Genomic DNA, 26,935 nt, shown 5'->3' on the forward strand with positions numbered 1-26,935 from the left:
CGCGCACAGGGTGCGCTCCTGCGGGTGACGCATGGTTATTCCGGGTCGTAATCGAGGTTGGAGGCGAGCCAGCGTTCGGCTTCGGCCAGGGTCCAGCCTTTGCGTTTGGCGTAGTCCTCGACCTGGTCCTTGTCGAGGCGACCGACCACGAAATACTGGCTGTCCGGGTGCGAGTAGTACCAGCCGGAGACGGCGGCGGCGGGGTACATCGAGAAGCCTTCGGTGAGTTCGATGCCGGTGTTCCTGGTCACGTCGAGCAGCTTGAACTGGGTGGCTTTCTCCGTGTGTTCGGGACAGGCGGGGTAGCCGGGAGCGGGGCGGATGCCGCGGTATTTCTCGGCGATCAGCGCATCGTTGTCGAGTGCTTCGTCCGGCGCGAAACCCCAGAACTCCTTGCGCACGCGTTCGTGCATGTGTTCGGCGAAGGCCTCGGCGAGGCGGTCGGCCAGCGCCTTGAGGATGATCGATGAGTAGTCGTCGTAGTCGGCCTGGAAACGCGCCAGGTGTTCCTCGATGCCGATACCGGCGGTGACGGCGAAGCCGCCGATCCAGTCGGGTTTGGCGAATTCCTTCGGCGTGATGAAATCGGCCAGGCAGAGGTTGGGGCGTTCGGGGGGTTTGTCGGCTTGCTGGCGCAGGCTGTGCAGGGTGGCGAGCAGTTGTCCCTCTCCCGCTGGACGAAGGGAATACACCTCGACGTCGTCCCCCACATTGGCGGCCGGCCACAGGCCGATCACGGCGCGGGCGATGAGCCATTTTTCGGCGATGATCTTGTCCATCATCGTCTGCGCATCTGCGAACAGCTCGGTGGCCTGCGTGCCGACGACTTCGTCGGTGAAGATGGCCGGATAATGGCCGGCCAGTTCCCAAGCCTGGAAGAACGGGGTCCAGTCGATGTAGCGGCGGATGGTGGACAGGTCGTAGTCGTCGAAGACGGTGACGCCGGGCTGGTTCGGCTGCGGCGGGTCGTAGTTGGCCCAGTCGCAGCGGAAGCGCTGGTTGCGGGCCTTTTCCAGTGACACCAGCTTCTTGCCGGGGCCGCGGTTGCGGTGGCGTTCGCGCACATCGGCGTAGTCGAGGCGGACCTTTTCGAGGAAGGCGTCGACCAGGTCCTTGCTGACCAGTGATTGCGCCACGCCGACAGCCCGCGAGGCGTCCTTCACCCACACGGTGCCGGCCTTGTAATACGGCTCGATTTTCAGCGCGGTGTGCGCGCGCGAGGTGGTGGCGCCACCGATCAGCAGCGGGATGTGAAAGTCCTGCCGCTGCATCTCGCGGGCGACCTGGCTCATTTCTTCCAGCGAGGGCGTGATCAGACCGGACAGGCCGATCATGTCGGCTTTCTCGGCGATCGCGGTTTCCAGGATCTTCTGTGCCGGCACCATCACGCCGAGGTCGATCACCTCGAAGTTGTTGCAGCGGAGCACGACCGCGACGATGTTCTTGCCGATGTCGTGCACGTCGCCCTTCACCGTGGCCATCACGATCTTGCCGTTGTTCTTGCCGGTGTCGCCGGTGCGCAGCTTTTCCGCCTCGATGTAGGGCAGCAGGTAGGCCACCGCCTTTTTCATCACCCGGGCGGATTTCACCACCTGCGGCAGGAACATCTTGCCGGCGCCGAACAGGTCGCCGACCACGTTCATGCCGTCCATCAGCGGGCCTTCGATCACGTCGAGCGGACGCGCGGACAGCTGGCGCGCCTCCTCGGTGTCCTCGACCACGTACTGGTCGATGCCGTGCACCAGCGCGTGGCTGAGCCGTTCGCGCACGTCCTTCTCGCGCCAGGCCAGCGTCTCGACCACGGCCGCACCGCGTTTGCCTTTGTAGTTGTCGGCGATGTCCAGCAGCCGCTCGGTGGCGTCTTCGCGGCGGTTCAGCACCACGTCCTCGACGCGTTCGCGCAGTGGCGGGTCGATGTCGTCCATGATCGTCAGCGCACCGGCGTTGACGATGCCCATGTCCATGCCGGCCTTGATCGCGTGATACAGGAAGACCGAGTGGATCGCCTCGCGCACAATGTTGTTGCCGCGGAACGAGAACGACACGTTGGAGACACCGCCGGAGATGTGGCAGTCCGGGAAGCGCTTCTTCAGCTCGCGGGTGGCGTTGATGAAGTCCACCGCGTAGTTGTTGTGTTCCTCGATGCCGGTGGCGATGGCGAAGATGTTCGGGTCGAAGATGATGTCTTCGGGCAGGAAGTCGAGCTCCTGCGTCAGCAGGTCATAGGCGCGCGAGCAGATCGATACCTTGCGCTCGCAGGTGTCGGCCTGACCCTGTTCGTCGAACGCCATCACCACGGCGGCGGCGCCGTACTGCTGCACCTTGCGCGCGTGTTCGAGGAATTGCGCTTCGCCTTCCTTCATCGAGATCGAGTTGACGATGCCCTTGCCCTGCAGGCAGCGCAGGCCGGCCTCGATCACGGTCCACTTGGACGAGTCGATCATGAACGGCACGCGGGCGATATCGGGTTCGGACGAGATCAGATTGACGAAGCGGGTCATCGCCGCCTCGGAATCGATCAGGCCCTCGTCCATGTTGATGTCGATCACCTGCGCGCCGTTGGCGACCTGCTGGCGCGCGACTTCGACGGCTTCGTCGTAACGGTCTTCCTTGATCAGCTTCTTGAATTGCGCCGAGCCGGTGACGTTGGTGCGCTCGCCCACGTTGATGAACAACAGGTCGGGGGTGATGACCAGCGGCTCGAGGCCGGAAAGGCGGGTGTGGCGGGTACTCATAGGGGCAAGCTTCTTGCGTTGTCCTCATCTCCCCATTGGGCGACCCCTGGGGAGTCCCCTTGCGGGTGAGAGGGTTGAGGTGAGGGGCGGGTGCTCGTCGCGTTGTGGGTCGAAGCGTGCTTCGATGAGGCCTCACCATCAGATTGGCCTCTCATCCCGGCCCGCTCCCCGCAGGGGAGAGGGAGCAGGTCAGCGGCGTTCATGCCGCCTCCGCGCCGCGAACGCGCAACGCGCGCGGGGGAAAATCGCGTACGGCCTCGGCAATCGCCTTGATATGCGCCGGCGTCGTGCCGCAACAGCCGCCCACCAGATTCAGCAAACCATCGCGGGCGAACCCGCCGATCACGCTGGCCATGTGCTCGGGGGTTTCATCGTATTCGCCGAAGGCGTTCGGCAGGCCGGCGTTGGGGTGCGTGCTGACATGACTCTCGGCGAGGTTGGCCAGAGTCTGGATATGCGGACGCAGATCGTCCGCGCCCAGGGCGCAGTTGAAGCCCACCGACAGCGGCCGGGCGTGGCGCACCGAGTAATAGAACGCCTCGGCAGTCTGCCCCGACAGGGTGCGGCCGGAACGGTCGGTGATGGTGCCGGAGATCATCACCGGCATGCGTGCGCCGCGCTGGTGGAACAGTTCGCTCAGCGCGAACAGCGCGGCCTTGGCGTTCAAGGTGTCGAAGATCGTCTCGACCATCAGCACGTCGGCGCCGCCGTCGATCAGGCCGTTGGCGGATTCGGTGTAGTTCTCCGCCAGTTCCTCGAAGGTGACGTTGCGGAAGCCCGGGTCGTTGACGTCCGGCGACAACGAGGCTGTACGACTGGTCGGGCCCAAAACGCCGATCACGAAGCGCGGCTTTTGCGGCGTTTTCGCGGTCATCGTGTCGCAGGCGGCGCGGGCGAGCCGCGCGCCTTCGAGGTTCAACTCGTGCGCGAGGTGCTGCAGCTTGTAATCGGCCTGACTGATCCGGGTGGAGTTGAAGGTGTTGGTTTCGACCAGGTCGGCACCGGCTTCAAGATAGGCTTCGTGTACGCCGCGGATGATGTCTGGCTGGGTCAGCGTGAGCAGGTCGTTGTTGCCGCGCAGGTCGCAGCCGGGATGATCATGGGCGTGGGCGTGGCCATCGTGGCCGTGTTCGAAGCGCTCGCCGCGGAAGCCGCCTTCGTCCAGCTCGTGTGCCTGCAGCATGGTGCCCATGCCGCCATCGAGGATGAGGATGCGTTGGCGCAGCGCCTGCTCCAGCAGGGCGACGCGATCGGGATGTAGCCAGGGCAGGGTGCTCATCGAATTTCCTGGTGAAACAAATGGATCGGCTTCAGCCCGGCTTGCGCGCGAGCAGGCTGATCACTTCAAAATGCGGCGCCTTGCGCTCGCGGCTGAGCCGGTTGCAGCTCAATACGTCGAGTTTCGCGGCACGCGCGTAGCCGTCCAGTTGTTCGCTGCTGAAGCCGAGGTTGCGGTGGTCGAAGGGCTCGACGGCCTTGCCGTGGTCGTGCTGGCCGAGCGTCACTGCGAGCAGGCGGCCGCCGGGGCGCAACACACGCGCCGCTTCGGCTACCGCCGTGGCAGGATGTTCGGCATAGGTCAGAGCGTGCAGCATCAGCACCAGGTCGAAGCGTTGTTCGCCCAGATCCAGCGCGTGCATGTCGCCCTGGATCACGCGCACGTTGGGGAACGCGGTCAATCGCTTGGCGGCAGCCTCGACCACGCGCTCGCTGGAGTCGACGCAGACAATGGAGTGCGCGTGCGGTGCCAGCAATTCGGCGGTGATGCCGTCACCGGACGCAATGTCCAGCACGTCGCCGGTGCCCAGCAACTGCAGCAGCGAGCGCGCCAGGGTTTCCCAGGTGCGACCGGGTGAGTAGTGGCGCTCCATGTCGCCGGCGACGGTGTCGGCCCAGCCTTCTTCGCGGGCGCGGTTGGCCAGCACGCCGGGCAGGCGCGCGGCGTCTTCGCGCAACAAGGCGTCATCGATGCTGGCGCGCAGCGAGGTGAGCAGGTCATGCTGCGCCTCCTCCCCTTCGTTGTTGGCGCGGTAGTAGGCAGAAACGCCAGCGCGCCGATCGCGCACCAGTCCGGCTTCCTTGAGCTTGGCAAGGTGGGTGGAGACGCGTGGCTGGGCCAGGTGCAGCACGGCAGCCAGTTCGGCCACGGTGAGTTCCTCGTTTTCGAGCAGGGCCAGCAGGCGCACCCGGGTAGGGTCAGCCAGAAGCCTGAGCACGCTGGAGGCGGTCGCCAGATCCATCAAGCATCCTTTTATCGCGATATAAAGATGCATAGGCTAGGGCGCATTGCGGGGGGCGTCAAGCGCGAACCGCCTTCCAGCTGCCTGGGTTTGATGCCATGAATCGAATGTTGCCGGGGGTGGCCTCTGGATCGTCGAGTCGTGACCACGGTGGCTGCTTGATCCCCGAGCTGGCCCATCCCGGTTAAAATGGCCGGCTTTCCCCTTTGCCGGAGCTCACCCATGGATTTCAGCTTTACCGAAGACCAGTTGTCGATCCAGTCGATTGCCCGTGACTTTGCGCAAAAGCGCATCGTTCCGGTGGCGGCTGAGCTGGATGCCAAGGGTGAGTTTCCGCTGGAGAACATCCGCGAGATGGGCCAGCTCGGGCTGATGGGCATCGAGGTGCCCGAGGAATACGGCGGTGCCGGCATGGACCCGGTCGCCTACGTGCTGGCGATGATCGAGATTGCCGCGGCCGATGCGGCCACCTCGACCATCATGTCGGTCAACAATTCGCTGTTCTGCAACGGCATCCTCAAGCACGGCAACGAGGAGCAGAAGCAGAAGTACGTGCGCGCGATCGCCACCGGTGAGGCGATCGGCGCGTATGCGCTGACCGAGCCGCAGTCCGGTTCCGACGCGTCGGCGATGCATACCCGTGCAACGAAGAACGCCAATGGCGACTGGGTGATCAACGGCAAGAAGAGCTGGATCACGTCTGGCCCGGTGGCGCGCTACATCGTGCTGTTCGCCATCACCACGCCTGGCATCGGCGCCAAGGGCGTGTCGGCCTTCATCGTCGACACTCAGTTGCCGGGCTTCCATGCCGGCAAGACCGAGCCGAAGCTCGGCATCCGCGCTTCGGCCACCTGCGAGATCGAATTCACCGATTACGTGTTGCCGAAAGAAAACCTGCTCGGTGAAGAGGGCAAGGGCTTCTCCATGGCGATGGGTGTGCTTGATGCCGGACGCATCGGCATCGCCTCGCAGGCAGTCGGCATCTGCCGGGCCGCGTATGAAGCGACCTTGCAATGGTCGCGCGACCGCAAGGCCTTCGGTGCGCCGATCGGCACGTTCCAGATGACCCAGTCCAAGATTGCCGACATGAAGTGCAAGCTTGACGCGGCCACGCTGCTGACCTTGCGCGCTGCCTGGGCCAAGGGCGAGGCGGAAAAAAATGGCGGGCGTTTCGGTACCGAAGCGGCCGTGGCCAAGCTGGTGGCCTCCGAGGCGGCGATGTGGATCAGCCATCAGGCCGTGCAGATCCACGGCGGCATGGGCTACTCCAAGGAAATGCCGCTGGAGCGCTACTTTCGTGATGCCAAGATCACCGAGATCTACGAAGGCACCAGCGAGATCCAGCGCGTGGTGATTGCGCGAGCGGAGACAGGTTTGCGCTGAACGGCGAGGAGTGAGTGGGGGCGAGCGAGGAGTGAGAGAAAAACGGGTGCCTGAGCGACTATTGAAACGCGCCCGCCTCCTGTGGTTTCAGTGGCGTTGAACAAAAAAGGCCCCGGCGTCTGCCGGGGCCTTTTTTGTTCTATCACCAACAAATACGTTGGTTGGCGCGGCGGGAGGTCAGCTTCTGTTTTCCCTCACTCCTCACCACTCGCTCCTGCCTCAAGCTCCTCGACGCGGATCCGAATCGAACGACTGCATGCCGCGGTCGCCGCTCGCTGCGGCAGGCGGTGTATCGCCGTCCAGCTTGTCGCCCAGCATGCGGCGTACCACCACGTAGAACACCGGGATCAGCAGCACGCCGAGGAAGGTGGCGAACAGCATGCCGCCGATCACGCCGGTGCCGATCGCGTGACGCGCGTTGGCGCCGGCGCCGCTGGAAATGAACAGCGGGAACACGCCGAGGATGAAGGCCAGCGAGGTCATCAGGATCGGTCGCAGACGCAGGCGGGCGGCGTCGACGGTGGCTTCGCGCAAAGTACGTCCCGCCTTCTGCTCGGCCACCGCGAACTCCACGATTAGGATCGCGTTCTTGGCGGCCAGACCGATCACGGTGATCAGGCCGATCTTGAAGTAGATGTCGTCCGGCAATCCGCGCAGCAGGGTGAACACCACCGCGCCGAGCAGGCCCAACGGCACCACCAGCATCACCGACACCGGAATCGACCAGCTTTCATACAAGGCGGCCAGCGCCAGGAACACGATCACGATCGACAGCAGCATCAGCAGGGTCGCCGCGTTGCCTGACAGGATTTCCTGGTAGGACTGACCGGTCCAGTCGAAACCGAAGCCCTTGGGCAGATCGCTGTTGACGATCTTCTCCATCTCGTTCATCGCCTCGCCCGACGCATGTCCGGGGGCCGGCGAGCCGACGATTTCCACCGCCGAGTAGCCGTTGTAGCGCGTCAGCGAGGGTGAGGAGACTTCCCACGTGTCGTGGACCACGGTGGACAGCGGGATCATTTCCGGCGAGCCGTTGCTGTTGGTCTGCGAGCTGGGCGTGAAGATGTGCTGCAAGGCCTCCGGACCCATCCGGTACGGCGCATCGGCCTGCATGATCACCCGCTTGATGCGGCCGCCGTAAGTGAAGTCGTTGACGTAGATCGGCGCCAGCATCAGGCCGATGGCGTTGTAGATGTCGCCGACTTGCAAGCCCATGGCCTGGGCCTGCACGCGATCGACGTCCAGGTGCAGCTGCGGTGCATCCTCGAGTGCATTGGGTCGCACGCCGACCAGTGATTTGTCCTGGGCGGCCTTGCCCAGCAGGATGTTGCGGGCCTGGGTCAGCGCCTCGCGACCCGCGCCGCTGCGATCCTGCAGATACATGTCGAAGCCGCCGAACTGGCCCAGTCCCTGCACCGTGGGAATGTTGACCACGAAGATGCGGGCGTCGTGGATCTGCTGCATGGCGCCATTGGCACGCTGGATGAAGTCGGCCGCGGTGCCGTCACGCTTGGCCCAGTCCTTCAACTTGATGAAGGCCATGCCGGCGTTTTCGCCCGAGCCGATGAAGCTGAAGCCGGTGACCTGCAGCACGCCATCCACGGCCGGGTCCTTTTTGAGAATCTCGCGCATCTGCGTCATCACTGCCGAAGTGCGCTGCTTGGTGGCGCCCGGTGGCAGCTGGATCACGGACAAGGCGTAGCCCTGGTCCTCTTCCGGCAGAAAGCTGCCCGGGAGGCGGGTGTACAGGAAGCCTCCCAGCACGGCCAGCAGCACGAAGACCAGCATCCAGCGCGGTGCGTGACGCACGGCGCCGCCGATGTGGCCGGTGTAGGTGCTGGTGGTCCAGTCGAAGAAGTCGTTGAACTTGCGGAAGACGACGTTCTTCTTCTTGTGGTGCTCCGCCTGCAGGAAGCTGGCGCACAGCGCCGGCGTGAACGACAGCGCGAGGAACGCCGAGAAGCCCATGGACACGGCAATCGTCAACGCGAACTGCTTGTAGATGATGCCCGACGCGCCCGGCTGCAACGACGACGGGATGAACACCGCGGCCAGTACCACGGTGATGGCCACCACCGCACCGGTGATCTGGCCCATCGCCTTGCGCGTGGCTTCCTTCGGCGACAGACCTTCCTCGGTCATGATGCGCTCGACGTTCTCGATCACCACGATCGCGTCATCGACCACGATGCCGATCGCCAGCACCATGCCGAACAGGGTCAGCTGGTTGATGGTGAAGCCAAGCACCAGCATGCCCAGGAAGGTGCCCAGCAGCGCGACCGGGATCACCAGGGTGGGAATAATGGTGGCGCGGATGTTCTGCAGGAACAGCAGCATCACCAGGAACACCAGGATGATCGCCTCGATCAGGGTGTGCACCACTTCATTGATCGAAATGGTCACGAACGAGGTGCTGTCGTACGGGCTGAACCAGGTCACGCCCTGCGGGAAGCTTGGTGCCAGTTCGTCCATCTTGCCGCGCACGGCGGTGGCCACGTTGAGGGCGTTGGCGCCCGGCAGCAGCTGGATCGCGAAGGCACCGATCGGCTTGCCGTCGTACTGGGTATCGAAACCGTAACCACCGGGACCGAAGCTGATCCGCGCCACGTCGCCCAGCTTGACGGTGGTGCCGTCAGGATTGGCCCGCAGGATGATGTCAGCGAACTGGGCAGGCGTGGTGAACCGTCCTTCCGTCGAGACGGTGGCGGTGAATCCCTGCTCGGGCAGTGCCGGATCGGCGCCGAGCGAACCCGCCGCGAACTGCACGTTCTGCGCCTTGATCGCCGCCAGCACCTGGGTGGCGGACAGGTTGTAACCCTGCAGCTTGTCGGGGTTCAGCCAGATCCGCATGGCGTATTCGGAGCCGAACTGCTGGGTGCTGCCGACACCGGGAACGCGGGAGATCTGATCCAGCACCTGTGAGCCGACGATGTCATTGAGACGATCGCGGTCGATGTTCTTGTTGTCGGATGTCAGCGCGACCACCATCAGGAAGCCGGCGTTGGCCTTGGCCACCACCACGCCCTGCTGGGTCACTTCGGACGGCAGTCGCGGCGTGGCCAGCGCCACCTTGTTCTGCACCTGCACCTGGGCGATGTCCGGGTCGGTGCCGCTTTCAAAGGTCAACGTGATGCTGGCGCGGCCACTGGCGCTCGACGACGAGCTGAAATACAGCAGATGGTCGATGCCGGTCAGTTGCTGCTCGATCACCTGGGTGACGGTTTTCTCGGTGGTCTCGGCGCTGGCGCCGGGGTAGGTCGCGCTTACCGTCACCGAAGGTGGGGCGATGGTGGGATACGACTCCACGCCCAGGTTGAGGATGGCCAGCACGCCACCCAGGGAAATCAGGATGGCCACCACCCAGGCAAAAATCGGGCGGTCAATGAAGAAACTCGGCATCGTCGTGGCTCTCCGTTACTTGCCGCTTGGCGCGGCTGGCGGATGGCTCGATGACGAGCTGGAAGCGGGCTGCCACGGGCTGGCCTTGGCTGGCGCGCCGGCCTTCACGTTCTGGATGCCCGAAACGATCACCTGGTCACCGGCGGCAAGGCCGTCGTTGATGACCCAGTTGCCGGCGGCCATCTCGGTGGTGGTGACGTCCTTGCGCACAACCTTGCCGTCGGCGCCCATCGTCATCACATAGGCACCGACGGTGTCGCGCTGAACGGCCTGCTGCGGCACCAGAAACACCTTGTGCTGCTGGCCAAGGTGAGCCTTCAGCGTCACGTACATGCCTGGCAACAGGCTGTTCTTCGGGTTCGGCACCTTGGCACGCAGGTTGACCGAGCCGGTCGCCGGATTGACCGAGGTGTCGGAGAAGTCCAGCACACCCGGCTCGGCGTAGCTGCTGCCGTCGGGCAGCGTGATCTGCACGCTGGCCTTGTTCGGATCGGCGAGGGTCACGTTGCCGGCGCTCTGTGCCTGGCGCATCTGTTCCAGCGCATCCACGCTCATGGTGAAGTTCACGTACAGCGGGTCCATCTGGTCGACCGTGGTCAGCAGCGTGGCTTCGCCATTGCCGACCAGGGCACCCTCGGTGACCTGCTGCTGGCCCGCGCGCCCGTCGATCGGCGAGGTCACGTTGGCATAGCCCAGGTTGATGCGCGCAGTCTCGACATTGGCGCGGGCTGCCTGCATCGAGGCGGAAGCGGTGCGCTCGGCGGCCAGTGCGTTGTCCAGGTCCGACTTCGACACGTAGCCCTTCGGTGCCAGTTCACGCACCCGTTGCGCGGTGACCTTGTTGTTGGTCCAGGTGGCCTGTGCCTGCGCCAGCTGTGCCTGCGCTGCACTCAGCGATGCTTTCAGCGGTGCCGGATCAATCTGGAACAGCAACTGTCCCTTCTTGACGTTGGTGCCTTCCTCATACGTGCGTTTGAGCAGCACGCCGGCAACGCGGGCGCGCACATCCGCACTGCGATAAGCGGACAGGCGGCCAACCAGATCGCGAGTCAGCGGCGAACTCTGCGGCTGCACCTTGATCACGCCCACTTGCGGTGGTGGCATCTGTGGCGGGCCCTGTTCCTTGCCTTTGCCGCAGGCGGTCAGCGCCAGCAGGCCCAGGCACAACAACGGCATGCGCATCAACGAGGAATTCATGGAAGCTCCAGAACTTGCTTGAACGGGGAAAGGTGGGGCGACGCTCTACACGATCTCAGGATCGAGATACCGCATCTTGCGCCAGATGTCCTGTGTCAAACGGGCTGCGGGTTTTGCCGCTGTCCGCGTTTGAAACTCTCCTGACACAGCGAAAGGCGCCGTGCGTGGCGCCTCCCGGGTAAGACTATACCGACGAGTTTACATTTTATTCATGGCAGTAATCCAGTCATTGACACGCGTTTCAAACCGTGATCCCTGCGACCACTTCGGCGCGCCGGCAGCTCGGCGAGAAAAGTTGCCGGTGATGATGCTCGTTCGTCGCCATCGTCGGCACCTGCGCAACGCGCGCGGTGGCGAATCGTCGAGGGCCATTCGCGTGTATTCCGCAGAAGCTGTACAAACGCTGACGATTTGCCTCAAACCATGCGCTTGAGCATGGTCTCTGACGGGCCGTGTGGGTGGATTCGCCTGGGTGCGCGGCGTATCCTTTCAAGGCTTTTTACCTGCGTTACCCACCATCGTCTCCACTGAACAGTAGATGCCATGAATGCGACCCATGCGGCGAACGATTCTTCCCTTCCGTCAGTAGTGCTTGCAGAGCTGAAAAAGGGCGGTTTCTCGCCCGAGCGCCTCAATGAGGCACAGGTTTTCTGCGAGGCTTTCTTCGCACGAGTGGGAGGCGGCGACGCGAATCTGCACACGCCGGTTCAATGGGCCGCCCTGGTCGGCAGCCTGCTGGAATTCATGCAGCAGCGGCAGGGTGGACGCGCCAGCGTGCGCGTGCTCAGCCCCGCCGATGTGCATTCGGGTCGCAGCATGCTGCAGATCGTCACCGACGACATGCCGTTCCTGGTCGACACCGTCAGCATGATCGTGTCGGCGCGCCTGCAGATACACGCCGTGATCCATCCGGTGCTGAAGGTCAGTCGCGATGCGTCGGGCAAGCTGCTTTCGCTGGGCGACGCCGCCGGTCAGGCCGAGTCGCTGATGCATTTCGAGATCGACCGCGTGGCCGATGCCGCCGAACAGAAGCAGTTGACGGCCCAGGTCGAGGCCGCGCTGGAAGACGTGCGTGCCGCGATCGGTGATTGGTCGGCGATGCGCGACAAGGCGCTGGCGATCGCGGACGAATTGCCGCAGCGCAAGTTGCCGATCGACGCGGCATCGGTGCAGGAAGCCAGCGAGTTCATGCGCTGGATCGCCGCCGACAATTTCACCTTCCTGGGCTATCGCGAATACGAAGTGGCCGACGCCGACGGCGATCGCGTGCTGCGAGCCAACGATGCCTCCGGCCTGGGCATCTTGCGCGTCACCGAGCGCTCGATTGCACCGCGTTCGCTGCGCACGCTGGCGGCCAGCGAGCTGCCGCAGTCCGGCGCCACCGATGCGATCATCCTGACCAAGACCAACGCGCGTTCGCACGTGCATCGTTCCGGTTACATGGATTACATCGGTGTGCTGCAATTCGGCGCGGATGGTCGTGCGGTGGCCGAGCAGCGCTTCCTCGGCCTGTTCTCGTCCAATGCCTACATGGCCCGTCCGCAAGACGTGCCGCTGGTGCGGCACAAGGTCGAAGCGGTGCTTGCCCGGTCCGGCCTCAAGCGCGATTCGTATTCCGGCAAGTCGTTGCGACACATCCTGGAGACGCTGCCGCGCGAAGAGCTGCTGCAGGGCACCGAGGACGAGCTGTTCGCCACCGCGATGGGCATCCTCGAATTGCGCCAGCGTGCGCATACCCGCTTGTTCATGCGTCGCGACCGCTACGGCCGCTTCTTCACCTGCATGGTGTTCGTGCCGCGTGACCGCTTCAACACCTCGGTGCGCGAGCGCATCGAAGGCTTGCTGGGTTCGGCGTTGCACGCCGAGCAGATCGATTCGTCGGTGCTGATGGGCGAGGCGGCGCTGGCGCGCCTGCACATCGTGCTGCGGCCGAAGATCGGTGACCAGCCGAACTATGACCTTGCCGAACTGGAAGACGGCGTCGCCGCCATCGTGCGCAACTGGCACGACGAGGTGCGCGATGCCCTGGTGGGCCAGCGTGGCGAACACGAGGGCGTGGTTTTGGCCAACCGCTATGCGCGCTCGCTGCCCGCCGGTTATGTCGAGGACGTGAGTCCGGCCGTGGCTGCCCAGGACGTGCATCAGTTGTCCCTGTTGCAGGGCGACAACGCGCTGCGCATGTCTTTCTATCACCCGCCCGAAGAGCCCGAGAAGCTGCGCTTCAAGGTCTACCGTTCCGGTGGCGACATTGCATTGTCCGAAGTGCTGCCGCAGCTGGAGAACCTCGGTCTGCGGGTGCTCACCGAGCACGTCTACGACATGGCCGGAGACGCTTCGCTGTCAATTCAGGATTTCGAAGTGCAGCCGGACGGCAAGCTGACCTTCAGCGTGGAGCAGGTCGGTGCGCTGTTCGAGGACGCCTTCGAGCAGATCTGGCGTGGCAACGCCGAGAACGACGGCTTCAACCGGCTGGTATTGGGTGCCAAACTCAATTGGCGTCAGGTGGCGATGCTGCGTGGCTACAGCAAGTACCTGCTGCAGACGGGCGCCACGTTCTCGCAGGCCTACATGGAAGAAACGCTCAACCGCTATCCGGCCATCGCCGGCCTGCTGGTGGAGTTGTTCCTGGCGAAGTTCGACCCGCGTCGCGAAGTACTGACTGCCGACGAGCTGAAGATGGCCGGTGCCAGCCTGGTGACCGAAATGCAGGCACTGATTCCGGCCAACGTGCAGGCCGCGCAGCCGACCATGATCGAGGGCCTCGGTGCCGCACTGGCCAAGCCGCGCGACGAGCAGATCCAGACCGTGGAAAGCGCGATCGGCGTTCTGCTGGAGAACGTGGCCAGTCTCGACGAGGACCGCATTCTGCGCAGTTTCGTGAACCTGATCCGCGCCACGCTTCGTACCAGCTTCTTCCAGCAATGGGAGGGCGCGTACCGTGGCTACATCAGCTACAAGATTGATTCACACAAGGTGGCCGAGCTGCCCAAGCCGGTGCCGTATCGCGAGATCTGGGTATGCGCTCCGCGCGTGGAAGGCATCCATTTGCGCTTCGGCGCGGTGGCGCGTGGCGGCTTGCGCTGGTCCGATCGTCGCGAGGATTTCCGTACCGAAGTACTGGGCTTGGTCAAGGCGCAGATGGTGAAGAACACGGTGATCGTGCCGGTCGGTTCGAAGGGCGGGTTCTTCGTCAAGAAATCGCCTGCTGGCGGCGACCGCGATGCCGTGCTGGCCGAGGGCATCGCCTGCTACAGCATGTTCATCAACGGCATGCTGGACATCACCGACAACCTGGTCGAAGGCAAGGTGGTGAACCCGCATGAAGTGGTGCGCCACGACGCCGACGACCCGTACCTGGTGGTGGCTGCCGACAAGGGCACGGCCAAGTTCTCCGATATCGCGAACGCGATCTCGATCGAACACAACTACTGGCTCGGCGACGCGTTCGCTTCCGGCGGCTCGCACGGTTACGACCACAAGGGCATGGGCATCACGGCGCGCGGCGCGTGGGAGTCGGTCAAGCGCCACTTCCGCGCACTCGGCCGTGACTGCCAGACCCAGGACTTCACCTGCGTCGGCATCGGCGACATGTCCGGCGATGTGTTCGGCAACGGCATGCTGTTGTCCGAGCACATCCTGCTGGTGGCCGCGTTCGATCATCGCCATGTCTTCCTCGATCCCAATCCGGATGCGGCTCGCTCCTTCGTCGAACGCAAGCGCATGTTCGACGTGCCGCGTTCAAGCTGGGAGGATTACGACAAGTCGCTGATCTCCGCCGGCGGCGGCGTGTATCCGCGCAGCGCCAAGTCGATTCCGGTCTCCCCCGAAGTTCGCGCCGCACTCGGCCTCAAGGCTGATGTCGAGCACATGGCACCCAACGACCTGCTCAGTGCGGTGTTGAAGGCCCCTGTGGACCTGCTCTGGAACGGCGGCATCGGCACCTACATCAAGTCCACCGGCGAGACCCACGCCGATGTCAGCGACCGCGCCAACAACGGTTTGCGCATCAATGGCGCCGACGTGCGGGCGAAGGTCATCGGTGAAGGCGGCAACCTCGGCATGACCCAGAAGGGTCGCATCGAGGCGGCGCAGAAGGGCGTGTTGCTCAACACCGACTTCATCGACAACTCTGCCGGCGTGGACACCTCCGATCACGAGGTGAACATCAAGATCCTGCTGAACGACGCGGTGCAGCGTGGCGAATTGAGCTTCGATGCGCGCAACGAACAGCTTGCGGTGATGACCGACGAGGTTGCCGAACTGGTGTTGTGGGACAACTACCGGCAGAACCAGGCGATCACCCTGATGGAGCACCAGTCGATCGGTCGCATCGGCTCGCTGGCCCACTTCATCCGCACGCTGGAGGCCGAAGGCACGCTGGATCGCCAGGTAGAGAACCTGCCTTCGGAAGCCGAGTTGACCGAGCGCAAGAGTCGCGGACTGGGCATGACCCGCCCGGAACTGTCGGTGCTTCTGTCATACGACAAGATGCGCCTGTTCCAGCAACTGCTGGATTCGGACGTACCGGAAGATCCCTACCTGTCGAAGGAGCTGGTGCGCTACTTCCCGCGCCCGCTGCACGAAAAGTACGCCGCACACATGCAGCGTCATCGCCTGAAGCGTGAAATCATCGCTACGGCCGTGACCAATTCGACGGTCAACCGCATGGGTGCCACCTTCATGATGCGCATGCAGGAAGACACCGGGCAGGGGCCGGCGGCGATCGCCAAGGCGTATACCGCCGCGCGCGAAATTCTCGATGCACGCGCCTTGTGGGCGCAGATCGAGGCGCTCGACAACAAGGTGGCCGAGGATACCCAGATCGATGCGGTGAAGCAGATCTGGTCGCTGCTGCGCCACATGACGCGCTGGTTGCTCAATCGTCCGGGCGGTTCGCTGGACATCGCTGCGAATGTCGAACGCTACCAGTCGGCGGTGTCGACCTTGCGCAATGCACTGCCGCAGGTACTGACGCCGACAGGCCAGGGTGATTTCTCCTGCACCCAGGAGAAATGGGAAGGACTCGGCCTGCCTGCGGATCTGGCATTGCGGCTGGCCCGCATGCCGGTGCTGCGTGCTGCGCTGGACATGGCCGAAGTGGCTCAGCAGAGCGGCCAGCCGATCGACAAGGTCGCCGGCGTGTTCTACGAGTTGGGTCAGGCGCTGGACCTGGAGTGGTTGCGCGATCAGATCGAAGCGTTGCCGGTGGAAGGACACTGGCATGCACAGGCACGCGGTTCGCTGCTGGATGAGCTCAACCACCAGCATCGGGCGCTCGCACTGCAGGTCTTGAGCCTCACCGGCGGTCGCAAGGATGTTTCGCCGGTACAGGGCTGGTTGCAGCGCGACGACGCCACCCTGCAGTACACCCGCAGCATGCTCGCTGAAATCCTCACCCAGAACGCGGACTACCCGATCGCCTCGGTCGCGGTTCGTCGTCTGGCGCAGCTGGCGCAAGTGCCGGTGAGCTGAGGAGCCTCGCGTTGTAATGCGGTATGGAAAAGCGCCCGGTGCCCGCAAGGTCACCGGGCGCTTCGTTTTGTGCCATCACGCATGCCGTGTCGCAGGAGTGGGCTCCTACGGTAAGCTGGTCCGACCGCCACTACGTGCCGATGCCCATGCGCTTCGCCTTTGTCGCCAGCGATACCAGTGTTGCCCAGCAGGCAAGACGAAAACTGGTGGATCGTTATGGCGACGTGCCACCCGAACAGGCTGAACTGATCGTGGCACTTGGCGGCGACGGTTTCATGCTGCGTACTCTGCATGCCTATCGCGAACTCGAAGTGCCGGTTTACGGCATGAAGCTGGGCCGCGTCGGCTTTCTGATGAACAAACACAAGCTTGACGGCCTGCCCGAGCGGATTGCGCGCGCCCACACTGCGTCGCTGTTTCCGCTGCAAATGCAGGTGACCGATGCCGCTGGCACCGAGCACACCGCCCTGGCTTTCAACGAGGTTTCGCTGTTGCGCCAGAGCAACCAGGCGGCACATCTGGAAGTGCAACTCAACGACACGGTGAAGCTGCCGAACCTAGTTTGCGACGGCATCATGGTGGCCACGCCCGCAGGCTCCACCGCCTACAATCTTTCCGCGCATGGCCCGATCCTGCCACTGGACGCCAATGTGCTGGCACTTACCCCGATCAGTCCATTCCGGCCGCGGCGCTGGCGAGGCGCGATCCTGCCGCACCGGACCGGCGTGATCCTGCGCGTGCTGGATCCGGCCAAGCGTCCGGTCAGCGCCACCGCCGATTTCCACGAAGTGCGCGACGTCCGCAGCGTGATGATTCGCCAGTCCGGCGACCAGGGCGTGCGGTTGCTGTTCGACCCCGAGCACAATCTGGAACAGCGCATTCTTGATGAGCAGTTCGCGGCGGAGTGAGGTTCTGGCAGGAAGCGAGCAAAGGGAACGTGCCGGGTCGGCGTCGCTTGCCACGCACCTCTGGTCACTCACTCGCTGCTCAATGCGTTAGATTCCCATCATGAACCCGCCAACCGCTCACGACCCCGCTTCGCTCTCCGACAACCGCCTGGTGGTGGCGATTTCCTCACGTGCGCTGTTTGACCTCGGCGACAGCCACGCGTTGTTCGAACGCGATGGCCTGGATGCTTATCGCTCGTTCCAGATCGACCACGAAGACGAAATCCTGCAGCCCGGCGTGGCCTTTCCGCTGGTGCAGAAATTGCTCGGACTCAACAAGCTGGCTGGCGACGTGCCGCCGGTCGAGGTGATCCTGCTGTCGCGCAATTCCGGTGATACCGGCCTGCGCATCTTTAACGCGATCCAGCACTACGGCCTGGAGATCAGCCGCGCCGCGTTCACCAGCGGCGCGCCGACCTCAGACTACATTGCACCGTTCAAGGCGGACCTTTTCCTCTCCGCGAATGCGGAGGATGTCGGCCGTGCGCTGGCTGCCGGTGTGGCGGCGGCGACGATTCTGCCCAGTACCGCACCGCCGCGTGCCAGCGAGCAGTTGCGCATCGCCTTCGATGGTGATGCCGTGCTGTTTGGTGATGAAGGCGAGCGCGTCTCCCGCGAAGAGGGGCTCGAAGCATTCCATCGCAGCGAGACCGAGCACGCCGCCGAGCCGCTGTCGGTTGGTCCGTTCCGCGGCTTCCTCACCGCACTGCATCACCTGCAAACGGCGTTTCCCGCCGAAGACTCGCCGATCCGCACCGCCCTGGTCACTGCGCGTTCCGCGCCGGCGCACAAGCGCGTGATCCTCACCCTGCGCCGGTGGGGTGTGCGTATCGACGAGGCGCTGTTCCTTGGTGGCCGCGACAAGGGTCCGTTTCTTGACGCGTTTGGCGCCGACATTTTCTTCGACGATTCGCCGGCCAACGTGGAGTCGGCGCGCCAGCACGTGGCCACCGGGCATGTGCCGCACGGGGTGAGCAACCGCTGACGCGGTCGCGACTCAGGCGCTGGTGAGCTGCTCCCTGCCGTCACTGACGGTGCGATTGCGTCCGGCCTGCTTGGCGCGATAGAGCGCGCGGTCGGCCGATTCGATCCACTCGCGCAGGCTGGTGTCGGCGTCGCCGGCTTCGGCCAGCCCCAGGCTGATCGAACACCGCAGTCCCGGCGCCTGCGGCAGTTCGAGGCCCTCGACCGTACGGCGGATGCGCTCGGCCACAACCTTGGCTTCGGCGAGTGTGCCGGGCAGCGCGATGGCAAACTCGTCGCCGCCGAAACGACCGATGTGGGCATCGGCGCCGTTGCCCTGGCGCAGAACATGGGCAATGCCACACAGCACATCATCGCCCAGCACGTGACCGTGCCGGTCGTTGATGTCCTTGAAGCAGTCCACGTCGACCATCATCAGGGTGGCGGCGCGCCCATCGGCGTGGCGTTGCTGCAACAAAGTTTCCGCGTGGTTCTGCCAGGAGCCGCGGTTGTCCAGGCCGGTCAACACGTCGACCCGGCTGAGTTCGTCCAGCCGCTGGTTCTGCTGCTGCACGCGGCGCACCAGCCGATAGCTGGCCATGCTCACGCTCATCGTGTGGATCAGCATCACCGGCAGGCATGCCAGCAACACCGGCATGCTGGTTTCCGGCTGGAACGCGAAGCCGGTCAGCAGGCCGGCAGCAAGGATCGCCAGCAGCATTCCGGGCAGTGATCGGCGCCACAGGTTGCGCACGCCGGTATTGATCTTGTCGGCGGTGGCGACGGTGACTACGAGCACCGAAGGCAGCACGGTGAAATGCATCAGCGGAAGCCATGAGCCGGCAATCGCTGAATCGAACATCAGGTTGTGCAGCTCGGTATCGAACGGGTTCTTGCTGCGGCGGGCGCGCCAATAAGCCAGGTGCGGCCACAGCAGGCAAGTGAAGATGCCCCAAAGCCAGCTGCCGATCGGCGCATGATGTTCATGCATGACCAGGCCCAGGGGCAGGCCTGCAAGGCCCATGCCGAGAATGCGAAAGCGGTAGACCCGCTGTGGCAGCAGGTCGCGCTGGTTGGACCGTACCGGCCGCTGGCTGGTCGAGCCATTCCCGACATTCCGTGTGTTCATGCCATGCCATCCCCCCCCCCAGGAACACGCCGAGAATAGCTCAAGCCCGGACGGTCAAGGTGAAAGCCGGGGCTCAGAGCATGCGCACGCGTTTCCACCAGCGGGTCATCTTTTCTTCGCGCACGAAGGTGAACAGGCCCGCGCCAAGGATGATGGCTATGCCGAGCGCCATGAATCCATCGAGGCGATCGTGGAATACCACGTAGCCCAGCAAGACGGCCCACAGCATCTGGCTGTACTGGGTCGGCGCGACATGATTTGCCGGTGCCCGCTGGGTCGCCAGCATCAGCAGTACCGACGCGAGCGCCGCGAGCAATCCATAGCCCAGGAGCAACCCCCACTGGCCGAGGTTGGGCCAGTGGAAATCGGCCAGCATCAGCAACGTGGAAATCAGCAACGAGCCGATCATGCCGGCGCCGTAAAGCGTCACCCGCTTTTCGTGCGGACCGGACAGGCGCAGTGCGATCATCGACACGGCACCGGACAAGCCGCACGTGACCGCCGCCAGATGACCGAGGCCGAGTGCGCGAAAGCCCGGGCGCAGCACCACCAGTACACCGACGAAACCGGCAACCACCGCCGACCAGCGGCGCCAACCGACATGTTCCTTGAGCACCAGCACGGACAGGATCGTGACGAAGATCGGCAGCAGGAAGATCATGGCGAACGCCTCGGCCATCGGCAAGGCGGTGAAGGCGACCACCGCCGAGATGCTGCCGATGGCGCTGGCCACCGCGCGAACCAGCCACAGGCCCTGGTGCCTGGCCAGGACCACGTCGCGCCAGCGGTCCCCCGGCTTCCTGATGAAGGGCAGCGCGGTCAGGCCCAGGGCGGCGCCGAAGAACACCGCCTCGTAGGCGGGCAGCGAGCCACGCAGCGCCTTCACGAACGCGTCGCTGAACGCGAACGCGGCGAATGCGGCGAAACCGAGCATGACGCCTTTGAACATGGGGTACCGGATGTTGAGTTGGAGCGTGGGCCGGGCAGGGAGTCACAGGGGGCTCCCCGGGCGGCTACAATAGCGGTTTTCCGCGTCCCTCATCGGAGCTTCCATGGCCGTCAGTCTGAATCCGCTCGATCTTTACGACATCCGCTCGTTGCTCAGCGACGAAGAACGCATGGTGCAGGACTCCGTCGGTCGTTTCGTCGATGAGAAAGTGCTGCCGATCATCGGCGACTGCTTTGACCAGGGACGTTTCCCGAAAGAATTGATTCCGGAGATCGCCGGGTTGGGCCTGCTCGGCGCCACGATCCCCGAGGAATACGGCGGTGCCGGCATGAATGGCGTCAGCTACGGCCTGATCTGCCAGGAGTTGGAGCGCGGCGATTCCGGCTTGCGCAGCTTCGCTTCGGTGCAGAGCTCGCTGTGCATGTATCCGATCTTCGCCTACGGCAGCGAGGAGCAGAAGAAGCAGTACCTGCCGCGGATGTCGGCCGGTGAAGTGATCGGCTGCTTCGGCCTGACCGAACCGCACGGCGGCTCCGATCCGGCCAACATGAAGACCAACGCGAAGAAGGACGGCGGCGACTGGGTCATCAACGGCGCCAAGATGTGGATCACCAACGGCAACCTGGCACACATCGCGATCGTATGGGCGCAGACGGAGGACGGCATCCAGGGCTTCGTGGTGCCGACCGACACGGCCGGTTTCAATGCGCAGGAAATCCACAAGAAGATGAGCCTGCGCGCTTCGGTCACCAGCGCGCTGTTCTTCGACAACGTGCGCGTGCCTGACAGCGCACGGCTGCCGAACGTGAAGGGTCTGAAGGGGCCGCTGGGCTGCCTGACCCAGGCGCGTTACGGCATCACCTGGGGCCCGATCGGCGCAGCGCAGGCCTGCCTCAAGGAAGTGCTCGACTACACCGCCGAGCGCATCCTGTTCGGCAAGCCGCTCGCCGCCAACCAGGCGGTACAGCTGAAGCTGGCCGACATGGCCCGGCGCATCACCACCGCGCAGTTGCTCTCCTTGCAGCTCGGTCGCCTGAAGGACGCCGGCAAGATGCAGCCGACCCAGGTGTCGCTGGCGAAGTGGAACAACTGCCGCATGGCGATCGACATCGCGCGCCAGTGCCGCGACATCCTCGGCGGTGCCGGCATCACCACCGAGCACGGCGCGATCCGTCATGCGCTGAATCTGGAGTCGGTGATCACCTATGAAGGCACCGAGACCGTGCATGAGTTGGTCGTGGGCCGCGAACTGACCGGCATCAACGCGTTCTGATTCGTTCGCATGCTCCTGTCGCAGCAAGGACGGGAGCGTGCCTGAGGAACATCCTGTGCACGTTCCGGATATTCGTCTCGAAACCGATCGATTGATTCTGCGCCCGACCCGGGCGGAGGATTTCGAGGGCTGGGCTACGCTGATGGGTGACGAAGAAAGCTCGCGCTACATTGGTGGCCCGCAAACACGTGCCACCGCGTGGCGTGGGTTTCTTTGCATGGCCGGCGCATGGGCCATCCAGGGCTTTGGCATGTTTTCGGTGATCGAAAAAAGCAGCGGTCGCTGGATTGGCCGATTGGGCCCGTGGTGCCCTGAAGGCTGGCCCGGTACCGAGGTCGGCTGGGGTCTGCTTCGCGATGCATGGGGCAAGGGCTACGCCACCGAAGGCTCGATGGTGGCGATCGACTGGGCTTTCGATCACCTCGGCTGGAGCGAGGTGATCCATTGCGTCGCTCCCGAAAATCATGCTTCGCGGGCAGTCGCACGGCGGCTCGGTTCGACGTTCCTGAAGCGGGTCGAGATGCCTTTTCCGGGCGAGGTGGCGGATCTTTGGGGCCAGAACCACGATACGTGGAAACACCGTCGCGCATGAGCCACCTGTCGCCCGCGCTGTATGCCACCCTGGCCGAGATCGTGCCCGACCTGCATGTGCATTGTGTCGATCCGTGGTGCGTGATCGGCAGCACCGCCGCGTTGCTGCTGGGCGCGGAGGTCAGTGCCGCAGACGTCGATGTGCTCACTTCGCGCGCGGATGCCGATAGCTTGATGTTGCACTGGGCGCAGCGACACGAGTCCTCGTTCGTGCCGGCGGACGCCGATCAATTCCGTTCGCATTTCGCGCGCTTCCGATTTCCCGGCGCGCCTGTCGAAGTGATGGGCGCGCTGGAACTTCATGTGGCTGATCGCTGGCAGGTCGTGCTGCCCGGGAAGCTGGTGTTGGCCGGCGTGAATGGCTTGGCCGTGCCGGTGCCTTCGATCGAAGATCAGATCCGCCTTTTTGAAAGCTTTGGCCGCCCGAAGGACGTGCAGCGGGTGGCGGCATTGCGTGCATTGAGTGCCCCGACGTTTGCCGTTCCGGTCCTGTCCATCCATTGATGGCCGCGTTGCGGCTGTCCAACTTCCCCACAAGAATTCGCCATGACTGCCATTCCGTTTGCCATCAGCGCTCGCCACAAGGGCTTCAACCGTGCCGAAATCGTCGACCAGAACTTCATCGAGTTCGTGCAGTTGTGGAACGGCGAGGTGCGGGCCGCACCGCGTGACGGCGAGGCGGTATTGCCCGGCAGCGCGCTGGATGCGCGCGGGTTTCGCGAGTTGCTCGAATCGCAGCTGATCTCGCGCCACCTGGATTTGATGGCGCGCGTGCTGCGCGTGCAGAACAAGGTGTTCTACACGATCGGTTCGTCCGGCCACGAAGGCAACGCGATGGTGGCGCGGCTGACCCGGCACACCGACCCGGCGTTTTTGCACTACCGCTCGGGCGGGTTCATGGCCGAACGCTTCCGCAAGATTCCGGGGATGGATCCGGTGATGGACTCGGCGCTCAGCTTTGCCGCCAGCAAGGATGACCCGGCTTCCGGCGGCCGCCACAAGGTGTGGGGCAGCAAGCCGTTGTGGGTGCTGCCACAGACTTCCACGATCGCCTCGCACCTGCCCAAGGCGCTGGGCACGGCGGTGGCGATCGAGCAGGCGCGTCGCATCGGGCACCAGCTGCCGATTCCCGACGACAGCATTTCGATCTGCTCGTTCGGCGATGCGTCCAGCAACCATGCCAGTGCGCAGACCGCATTCAACACCGCCGCCTGGACGGCGTACCAGAAGCTTCCGGCGCCGGTGCTGTTCGTGTGCGAGGACAATGGCATCGGCATCTCGGTGAAGACACCGACGGGTTGGGTTGCCCAGAACTACCAGCATCGCGCCAACCTCGACTACTTCTTCGCCGATGGTCTCGACCTGGCCGAAGGTTATGCCCAGGTACAGCGCGCGGTGGAGCATTGCCGTCGCACGCGTCGGCCGACCTTCCTGCACCTGAAAACCACCCGGGTGATGGGCCATGCCGGCACCGATTTCGAGATCGAGTGGCGCAGCATCGAGGAGCTGTTTGCGGTGGAGTCGACCGACCCGCTGCTGCGCTCGGCCGGCATCGCACTGGAGTCGGGCCTGTATTCGAAAGACGAGCTGCTGAATCTGTACGAAGCCACCCGCAAGCGCTGCTTTGCGGCCGCCGAAGATGCGGACTCCCGCCACCGGCTGACCTCGCTGGACGACGTGATGAGGCCGCTGGCGCCGTACACGCCTGTCGCGGTGAAAGCCGAGGCCACACGCGCCGATTACGCGGAAAAGCGTTTGGCCGTGTTCGGCAGCGAAGCGAAACTGCCGGAGAATCTGCCGCCACGTCATCTGGCTATCCAGATCGGCCAGGCGCTGCACGACTTGCTGGCGAAGTATCCCCAGGCACTGCTGTTCGGCGAGGACGTGGCGCAGAAGGGCGGCGTGTATACCGTCACCAAAGGGCTCAACAAGACCTTCAAGGGCAGTCGCGTATTCAACACCCTGCTCGACGAGACGATGATTCTCGGCCTGGCACAGGGTTACGCCAACATGGGCATGTTGCCGATGCCGGAGATCCAGTACCTGGCGTATTTCCACAACGCCTGTGACCAGATCCGCGGCGAGGCGGCGTCGCTGCAGTTCTTCTCCAATGACCAATACCGCAATCCGATGGTGATGCGCGTGGCCTCGCTGGGTTACCAGAAGGGCTTCGGCGGGCACTTCCACAACGACAACTCGATCACCGCGTTGCGTGACATTCCCGGACTCGTCGTCGGTTGCTCCAGCCGCGGTGATGACGCGGCGATGATGCTGCGCACGCTGATGGCGCTGGCGAAGGTGGATGGTCGCGTATGTGCCTTCCTTGAACCGATTGCGTTGTACATGACCAAGGACTTGTACGAAGCCGGCGACGGCCAGTGGCAGTTCGACTACCCGGCGCCGGATCAGGCGATGACCCTGGGTGAGGGACGCGTCTACAACGAGGCCGCGAATGACTTGGTGGTATTCACCTTCGGCAACGGCGTGCCGATGGCCTTGCGTGCTGCACGCACGATCGAAAAGGAACTGGGCTGGCAAGTGCGGGTGGTCGACCTGCGCTGGCTGGCACCGCTCAACGATGCCTTCATCGCGGCGCAAGCCAAGACGGCCAGGCGCATCCTGGTGCTGGACGAGGGACGCAAGAGCGCCGGCGTCGGCGAGGGCGTGATCACCGCGATCGTCGAAGGTGGTTTCGGCGCCACACCGCTGCATCGCGTGGTCGGCGCCGATACCTTCACGCCGCTGGCCGGTGCGGCGTTGCTGGTATTGCCGGGCGAGGCCGACGTGGTGGCTGCAGCGAAGGGTCTGGCTGCGCGTGCCTGAGGGCTTGTCGCGGTGCGATCGATCGTTGCACCGCGGTGTGGCGGCTCATTGGTCGGATCCGCGACTTTCCACGATATGCAGGCGGCGGGTCGGCGCAGGATTGCCGCCGCGGACCTCATCCGAGGGCTGGCGATACATGCAGACCCGGTTGCGGCCCTTGAGCTTGGCGTCGTACATCGCCTGATCGGCGCGGTCGACCAGTGATTCCACCGTGTCGTCGCGCTGGCGAGTGGCGACACCGATGCTGATGCTGAGCACCACGGCCTCGGCATTCACCGGAATTTCCAGACGGTGGATGCGACGGCACAAGCGCGTGGCCACGTGCAGGGCCTGTTCCGGAAGGGTGTTGTCCAGCAGCGCGACGAACTCTTCGCCACCGTAACGGCCGAAGAGGTCCCCGGGACGCAACTCGGCACTCAGCGTCCTGGCCACCGCGACCAGCGCACGGTCGCCGCTGCTGTGGCCTTGATGATCATTCAAAAGCTTGAAGTGATCGAGGTCCAGGAACAGCAGGGCGATCGGTTGCGGGTGATCACTGGACGACAACAGGGTGTTCGCGCGCTCGGTCCACGCCCGTCGATTGAGCACGTCGGTCAGCGCATCGCGGTCAGCCAGCACCTGGACGATGTCGCGATCGTGGCGCAGCCGCAGTGCCCGGTCAGCCAGCCCCAGCGACAACACCACGGCCTCGAACGCACCTCCGGCGAGGCTGGCGTCGTTGAGCCATGCGAACTGGGGCAGGGCACCGTTGACCTGGGCGCTGCTCATCGCCGTCAGCAACAGCAGCGGCGTCCATCCGGCGAGAAAGAACCACGCCTGCCGTGAGCCGCGCACCGCCGCGACCAGCGACGCGATCAGCAGCAGGGCGGCGCCGATCATCAACAATGGATTGAGCAGGATTTGCGCAACGTACACCAGCAGGGGAATCTGGCTGCAGCGCATCAACACCAGCTGGATCATGCCCACCGCCAGGGCGGTTATCGGTATCCGCAGCAGCGGTGCGTAACGCTGCAGTTCGCAGAAGCGCATCATGAACAAGGACGCAAACGCCACCGACAAGGCGACCGCGGCAGACCCGGCCAGTACGGCCATGCCGGACAGCCACTCCCACGTCAGAGGGTGAAACACGAAGCCGGTCTGGATGCCCTGGATCAGGCAATAGCAAAGGATGTAGCCGGCGTACCAGGCGTAGGTGACGTCGCGCAACATGCCGGCAAAGCAGATCGCCATCAACACCATCGCCAGCATCACCGCGAAGCAGGCGCTGGCAAAAGTCAGCCATTTGGCATCGTGCTGCAGGTAGTCGCGTATTGGCTCGATATCGAAGCGTACGGGAGCGACCAGGGTCGTCGACCTTTCGAAGCGGAGCAGGATCGGCGTGGACGCCGCCATGCTGTCCGGGACCTGCCAAGCCAGCCGGCCGTGCCCATGGAAACTGCCACTGAAATCATCCAGTGCGAGCGTTTGTGAGGCGCCTTCGGCAAACACGGTGACGCTGGCCAGCGTGGGTGGGTAGATGGTCAACACACGGGCGGTGTTGTCCCACGGCGGCTGCGGCGCGATGACCACCCAGCTACCTTCGCTGTCCTGGGGGAATCGCTGCAGCAGCGAAGGGTCAAAACTCTGGAATCCGCCTTGGCGATAGTCCGCCATGACCTTGGCGGGTGTATCCCCCGTTCGAACCTGGCGCCAGGCCCCATTCACCGGCATGGCAGCGTGGACCACGCCAAGTCCCAGCCAGAGCAGGCACAACAATGAGGCGCGCCATGCCAGCCGCGGGCGCCGCGATGCCAGAAGTGCGAGCAGCCTCTCCATCTGCCTCTCCCCGCTCTGC

16 protein-coding genes are annotated in these 26,935 nt (G+C 64.2%); 8 read left to right on the forward strand and 8 right to left on the reverse strand.

The genetic code is table 11. From position 1 onward, the window contains the following. Positions 1-35: 35 nt before the first annotated feature. The 3 genes from metH to ACVWWQ_RS11235 form a co-directional block, all read right to left on the reverse strand. Positions 36-2,735, reverse strand: coding sequence for a methionine synthase (metH, locus tag ACVWWQ_RS11225; protein ID WP_133947364.1), 2,700 nt, complete (start codon positions 2,733-2,735; stop codon positions 36-38). Positions 2,736-2,934: 199 nt separating this feature from the next. After that, entirely contained in the window at positions 2,935-4,014 is a 1,080-nt protein-coding gene (locus ACVWWQ_RS11230) for a homocysteine S-methyltransferase family protein (protein WP_133947362.1), read from the reverse strand. Positions 4,015-4,045: 31 nt separating this feature from the next. Further along, positions 4,046-4,975 carry a metalloregulator ArsR/SmtB family transcription factor gene (locus tag ACVWWQ_RS11235; protein WP_099653517.1) on the reverse strand — a complete coding sequence of 310 codons (930 nt, stop codon included), beginning with the start codon at positions 4,973-4,975 and terminating at the stop codon, positions 4,046-4,048. 222 nt (positions 4,976-5,197) lie between these two features. Between ACVWWQ_RS11235 and ACVWWQ_RS11240 the strand changes: the two genes are divergently transcribed. After that, the gene (locus ACVWWQ_RS11240) at positions 5,198-6,358 is read left to right on the forward strand and encodes an acyl-CoA dehydrogenase family protein (RefSeq protein ID WP_133947360.1); all 1,161 of its coding nucleotides are present in this window, start codon (positions 5,198-5,200) and stop codon (positions 6,356-6,358) included. A 219-nt stretch (positions 6,359-6,577) separates the two neighbouring features. Here the strand turns inward: ACVWWQ_RS11240 and ACVWWQ_RS11245 are convergent, their stop codons facing one another. Then, entirely contained in the window at positions 6,578-9,757 is a 3,180-nt protein-coding gene (locus ACVWWQ_RS11245; protein ID WP_099653515.1) for a multidrug efflux RND transporter permease subunit, read from the reverse strand. Positions 9,758-9,772: 15 nt separating this feature from the next. Next, a complete protein-coding gene (locus ACVWWQ_RS11250; RefSeq protein WP_133947358.1) occupies positions 9,773-10,954 on the reverse strand; it encodes an efflux RND transporter periplasmic adaptor subunit in 1,182 nt (393 codons plus the stop codon). 543 nt (positions 10,955-11,497) lie between these two features. Between ACVWWQ_RS11250 and ACVWWQ_RS11255 the strand changes: the two genes are divergently transcribed. The 3 genes from ACVWWQ_RS11255 to ACVWWQ_RS11265 all read left to right on the forward strand — a co-directional run bounded on the left by ACVWWQ_RS11255 (position 11,498) and on the right by ACVWWQ_RS11265 (position 18,358). Continuing rightward, positions 11,498-16,426 carry an NAD-glutamate dehydrogenase domain-containing protein gene (locus ACVWWQ_RS11255; protein ID WP_133947356.1) on the forward strand — a complete coding sequence of 1,643 codons (4,929 nt, stop codon included), beginning with the start codon at positions 11,498-11,500 and terminating at the stop codon, positions 16,424-16,426. Between the two features lie 146 nt (positions 16,427-16,572). Further along, positions 16,573-17,334, forward strand: a complete 762-nt coding sequence (locus ACVWWQ_RS11260; protein WP_099653512.1) for an NAD kinase — start codon at positions 16,573-16,575, stop codon at positions 17,332-17,334. 100 nt (positions 17,335-17,434) lie between these two features. Continuing rightward, positions 17,435-18,358 (forward strand): 5'-nucleotidase, encoded by a 924-nt coding sequence (locus ACVWWQ_RS11265; protein WP_133947354.1) that lies wholly within the window; start codon positions 17,435-17,437, stop codon positions 18,356-18,358. A gap of 12 nt (positions 18,359-18,370) precedes the next feature. Here the strand turns inward: ACVWWQ_RS11265 and ACVWWQ_RS11270 are convergent, their stop codons facing one another. Both ACVWWQ_RS11270 and ACVWWQ_RS11275 read right to left on the reverse strand, forming a co-directional pair. Beyond that, positions 18,371-19,465: a diguanylate cyclase gene (locus ACVWWQ_RS11270; protein WP_133947352.1), complete on the reverse strand. Its 1,095-nt coding sequence runs from the start codon at positions 19,463-19,465 to the stop codon at positions 18,371-18,373. Between the two features lie 73 nt (positions 19,466-19,538). Further along, positions 19,539-20,414 carry a DMT family transporter gene (locus ACVWWQ_RS11275; protein ID WP_133947350.1) on the reverse strand — a complete coding sequence of 292 codons (876 nt, stop codon included), beginning with the start codon at positions 20,412-20,414 and terminating at the stop codon, positions 19,539-19,541. 103 nt (positions 20,415-20,517) lie between these two features. On the opposite strand from ACVWWQ_RS11275, the gene ACVWWQ_RS11280 reads away from it, so the two are divergent. The 4 genes from ACVWWQ_RS11280 to ACVWWQ_RS11295 are packed head-to-tail and all read left to right on the forward strand — an operon-like array spanning position 20,518 to position 25,101. Then, on the forward strand, positions 20,518-21,687 hold the full coding sequence (locus ACVWWQ_RS11280; protein WP_133947348.1) for an acyl-CoA dehydrogenase family protein: 1,170 nt from the start codon (positions 20,518-20,520) through the stop codon (positions 21,685-21,687). Positions 21,688-21,742: 55 nt separating this feature from the next. Next, the gene (locus ACVWWQ_RS11285; protein ID WP_133947346.1) at positions 21,743-22,279 is read left to right on the forward strand and encodes a GNAT family N-acetyltransferase; all 537 of its coding nucleotides are present in this window, start codon (positions 21,743-21,745) and stop codon (positions 22,277-22,279) included. Next, a complete protein-coding gene (locus tag ACVWWQ_RS11290) occupies positions 22,276-22,782 on the forward strand; it encodes a nucleotidyltransferase family protein (RefSeq protein ID WP_133947344.1) in 507 nt (168 codons plus the stop codon). The genes ACVWWQ_RS11285 and ACVWWQ_RS11290 overlap by 4 nt, the downstream gene beginning before the upstream one ends. A 42-nt stretch (positions 22,783-22,824) precedes the next feature. Further along, the gene (locus ACVWWQ_RS11295) at positions 22,825-25,101 is read left to right on the forward strand and encodes a thiamine pyrophosphate-dependent enzyme (protein ID WP_133947342.1); all 2,277 of its coding nucleotides are present in this window, start codon (positions 22,825-22,827) and stop codon (positions 25,099-25,101) included. A gap of 45 nt (positions 25,102-25,146) precedes the next feature. Here the strand turns inward: ACVWWQ_RS11295 and ACVWWQ_RS11300 are convergent, their stop codons facing one another. Continuing rightward, positions 25,147-26,916, reverse strand: coding sequence for a diguanylate cyclase (locus ACVWWQ_RS11300; RefSeq protein ID WP_133947340.1), 1,770 nt, complete (start codon positions 26,914-26,916; stop codon positions 25,147-25,149). Positions 26,917-26,935: the final 19 nt, after the last annotated feature.

The organism is Rhodanobacter sp. TND4EL1 (genome assembly GCF_054061035.1).

Excerpts from the sequence above, each read along its gene's own strand:
- metH (WP_133947364.1), bottom strand. The coding sequence starts at position 2,735 with ATGAGTACCCGCCACACCCGCCTTTCCGGCCTCGAGCCGCTGGTCATC.
- ACVWWQ_RS11230 (WP_133947362.1), bottom strand. The coding sequence starts at position 4,014 with ATGAGCACCCTGCCCTGGCTACATCCCGATCGCGTCGCCCTGCTGGAG.
- ACVWWQ_RS11235 (WP_099653517.1), bottom strand. The coding sequence starts at position 4,975 with ATGGATCTGGCGACCGCCTCCAGCGTGCTCAGGCTTCTGGCTGACCCT.
- ACVWWQ_RS11240 (WP_133947360.1), top strand. The coding sequence starts at position 5,198 with ATGGATTTCAGCTTTACCGAAGACCAGTTGTCGATCCAGTCGATTGCC.
- ACVWWQ_RS11245 (WP_099653515.1), bottom strand. The coding sequence starts at position 9,757 with ATGCCGAGTTTCTTCATTGACCGCCCGATTTTTGCCTGGGTGGTGGCC.
- ACVWWQ_RS11250 (WP_133947358.1), bottom strand. The coding sequence starts at position 10,954 with ATGAATTCCTCGTTGATGCGCATGCCGTTGTTGTGCCTGGGCCTGCTG.
- ACVWWQ_RS11255 (WP_133947356.1), top strand. The coding sequence starts at position 11,498 with ATGAATGCGACCCATGCGGCGAACGATTCTTCCCTTCCGTCAGTAGTG.
- ACVWWQ_RS11260 (WP_099653512.1), top strand. The coding sequence starts at position 16,573 with ATGCGCTTCGCCTTTGTCGCCAGCGATACCAGTGTTGCCCAGCAGGCA.
- ACVWWQ_RS11265 (WP_133947354.1), top strand. The coding sequence starts at position 17,435 with ATGAACCCGCCAACCGCTCACGACCCCGCTTCGCTCTCCGACAACCGC.
- ACVWWQ_RS11270 (WP_133947352.1), bottom strand. The coding sequence starts at position 19,465 with ATGAACACACGGAATGTCGGGAATGGCTCGACCAGCCAGCGGCCGGTA.
- ACVWWQ_RS11275 (WP_133947350.1), bottom strand. The coding sequence starts at position 20,414 with ATGTTCAAAGGCGTCATGCTCGGTTTCGCCGCATTCGCCGCGTTCGCG.
- ACVWWQ_RS11280 (WP_133947348.1), top strand. The coding sequence starts at position 20,518 with ATGGCCGTCAGTCTGAATCCGCTCGATCTTTACGACATCCGCTCGTTG.
- ACVWWQ_RS11290 (WP_133947344.1), top strand. The coding sequence starts at position 22,276 with ATGAGCCACCTGTCGCCCGCGCTGTATGCCACCCTGGCCGAGATCGTG.
- ACVWWQ_RS11295 (WP_133947342.1), top strand. The coding sequence starts at position 22,825 with ATGACTGCCATTCCGTTTGCCATCAGCGCTCGCCACAAGGGCTTCAAC.
- ACVWWQ_RS11300 (WP_133947340.1), bottom strand. The coding sequence starts at position 26,916 with ATGGAGAGGCTGCTCGCACTTCTGGCATCGCGGCGCCCGCGGCTGGCA.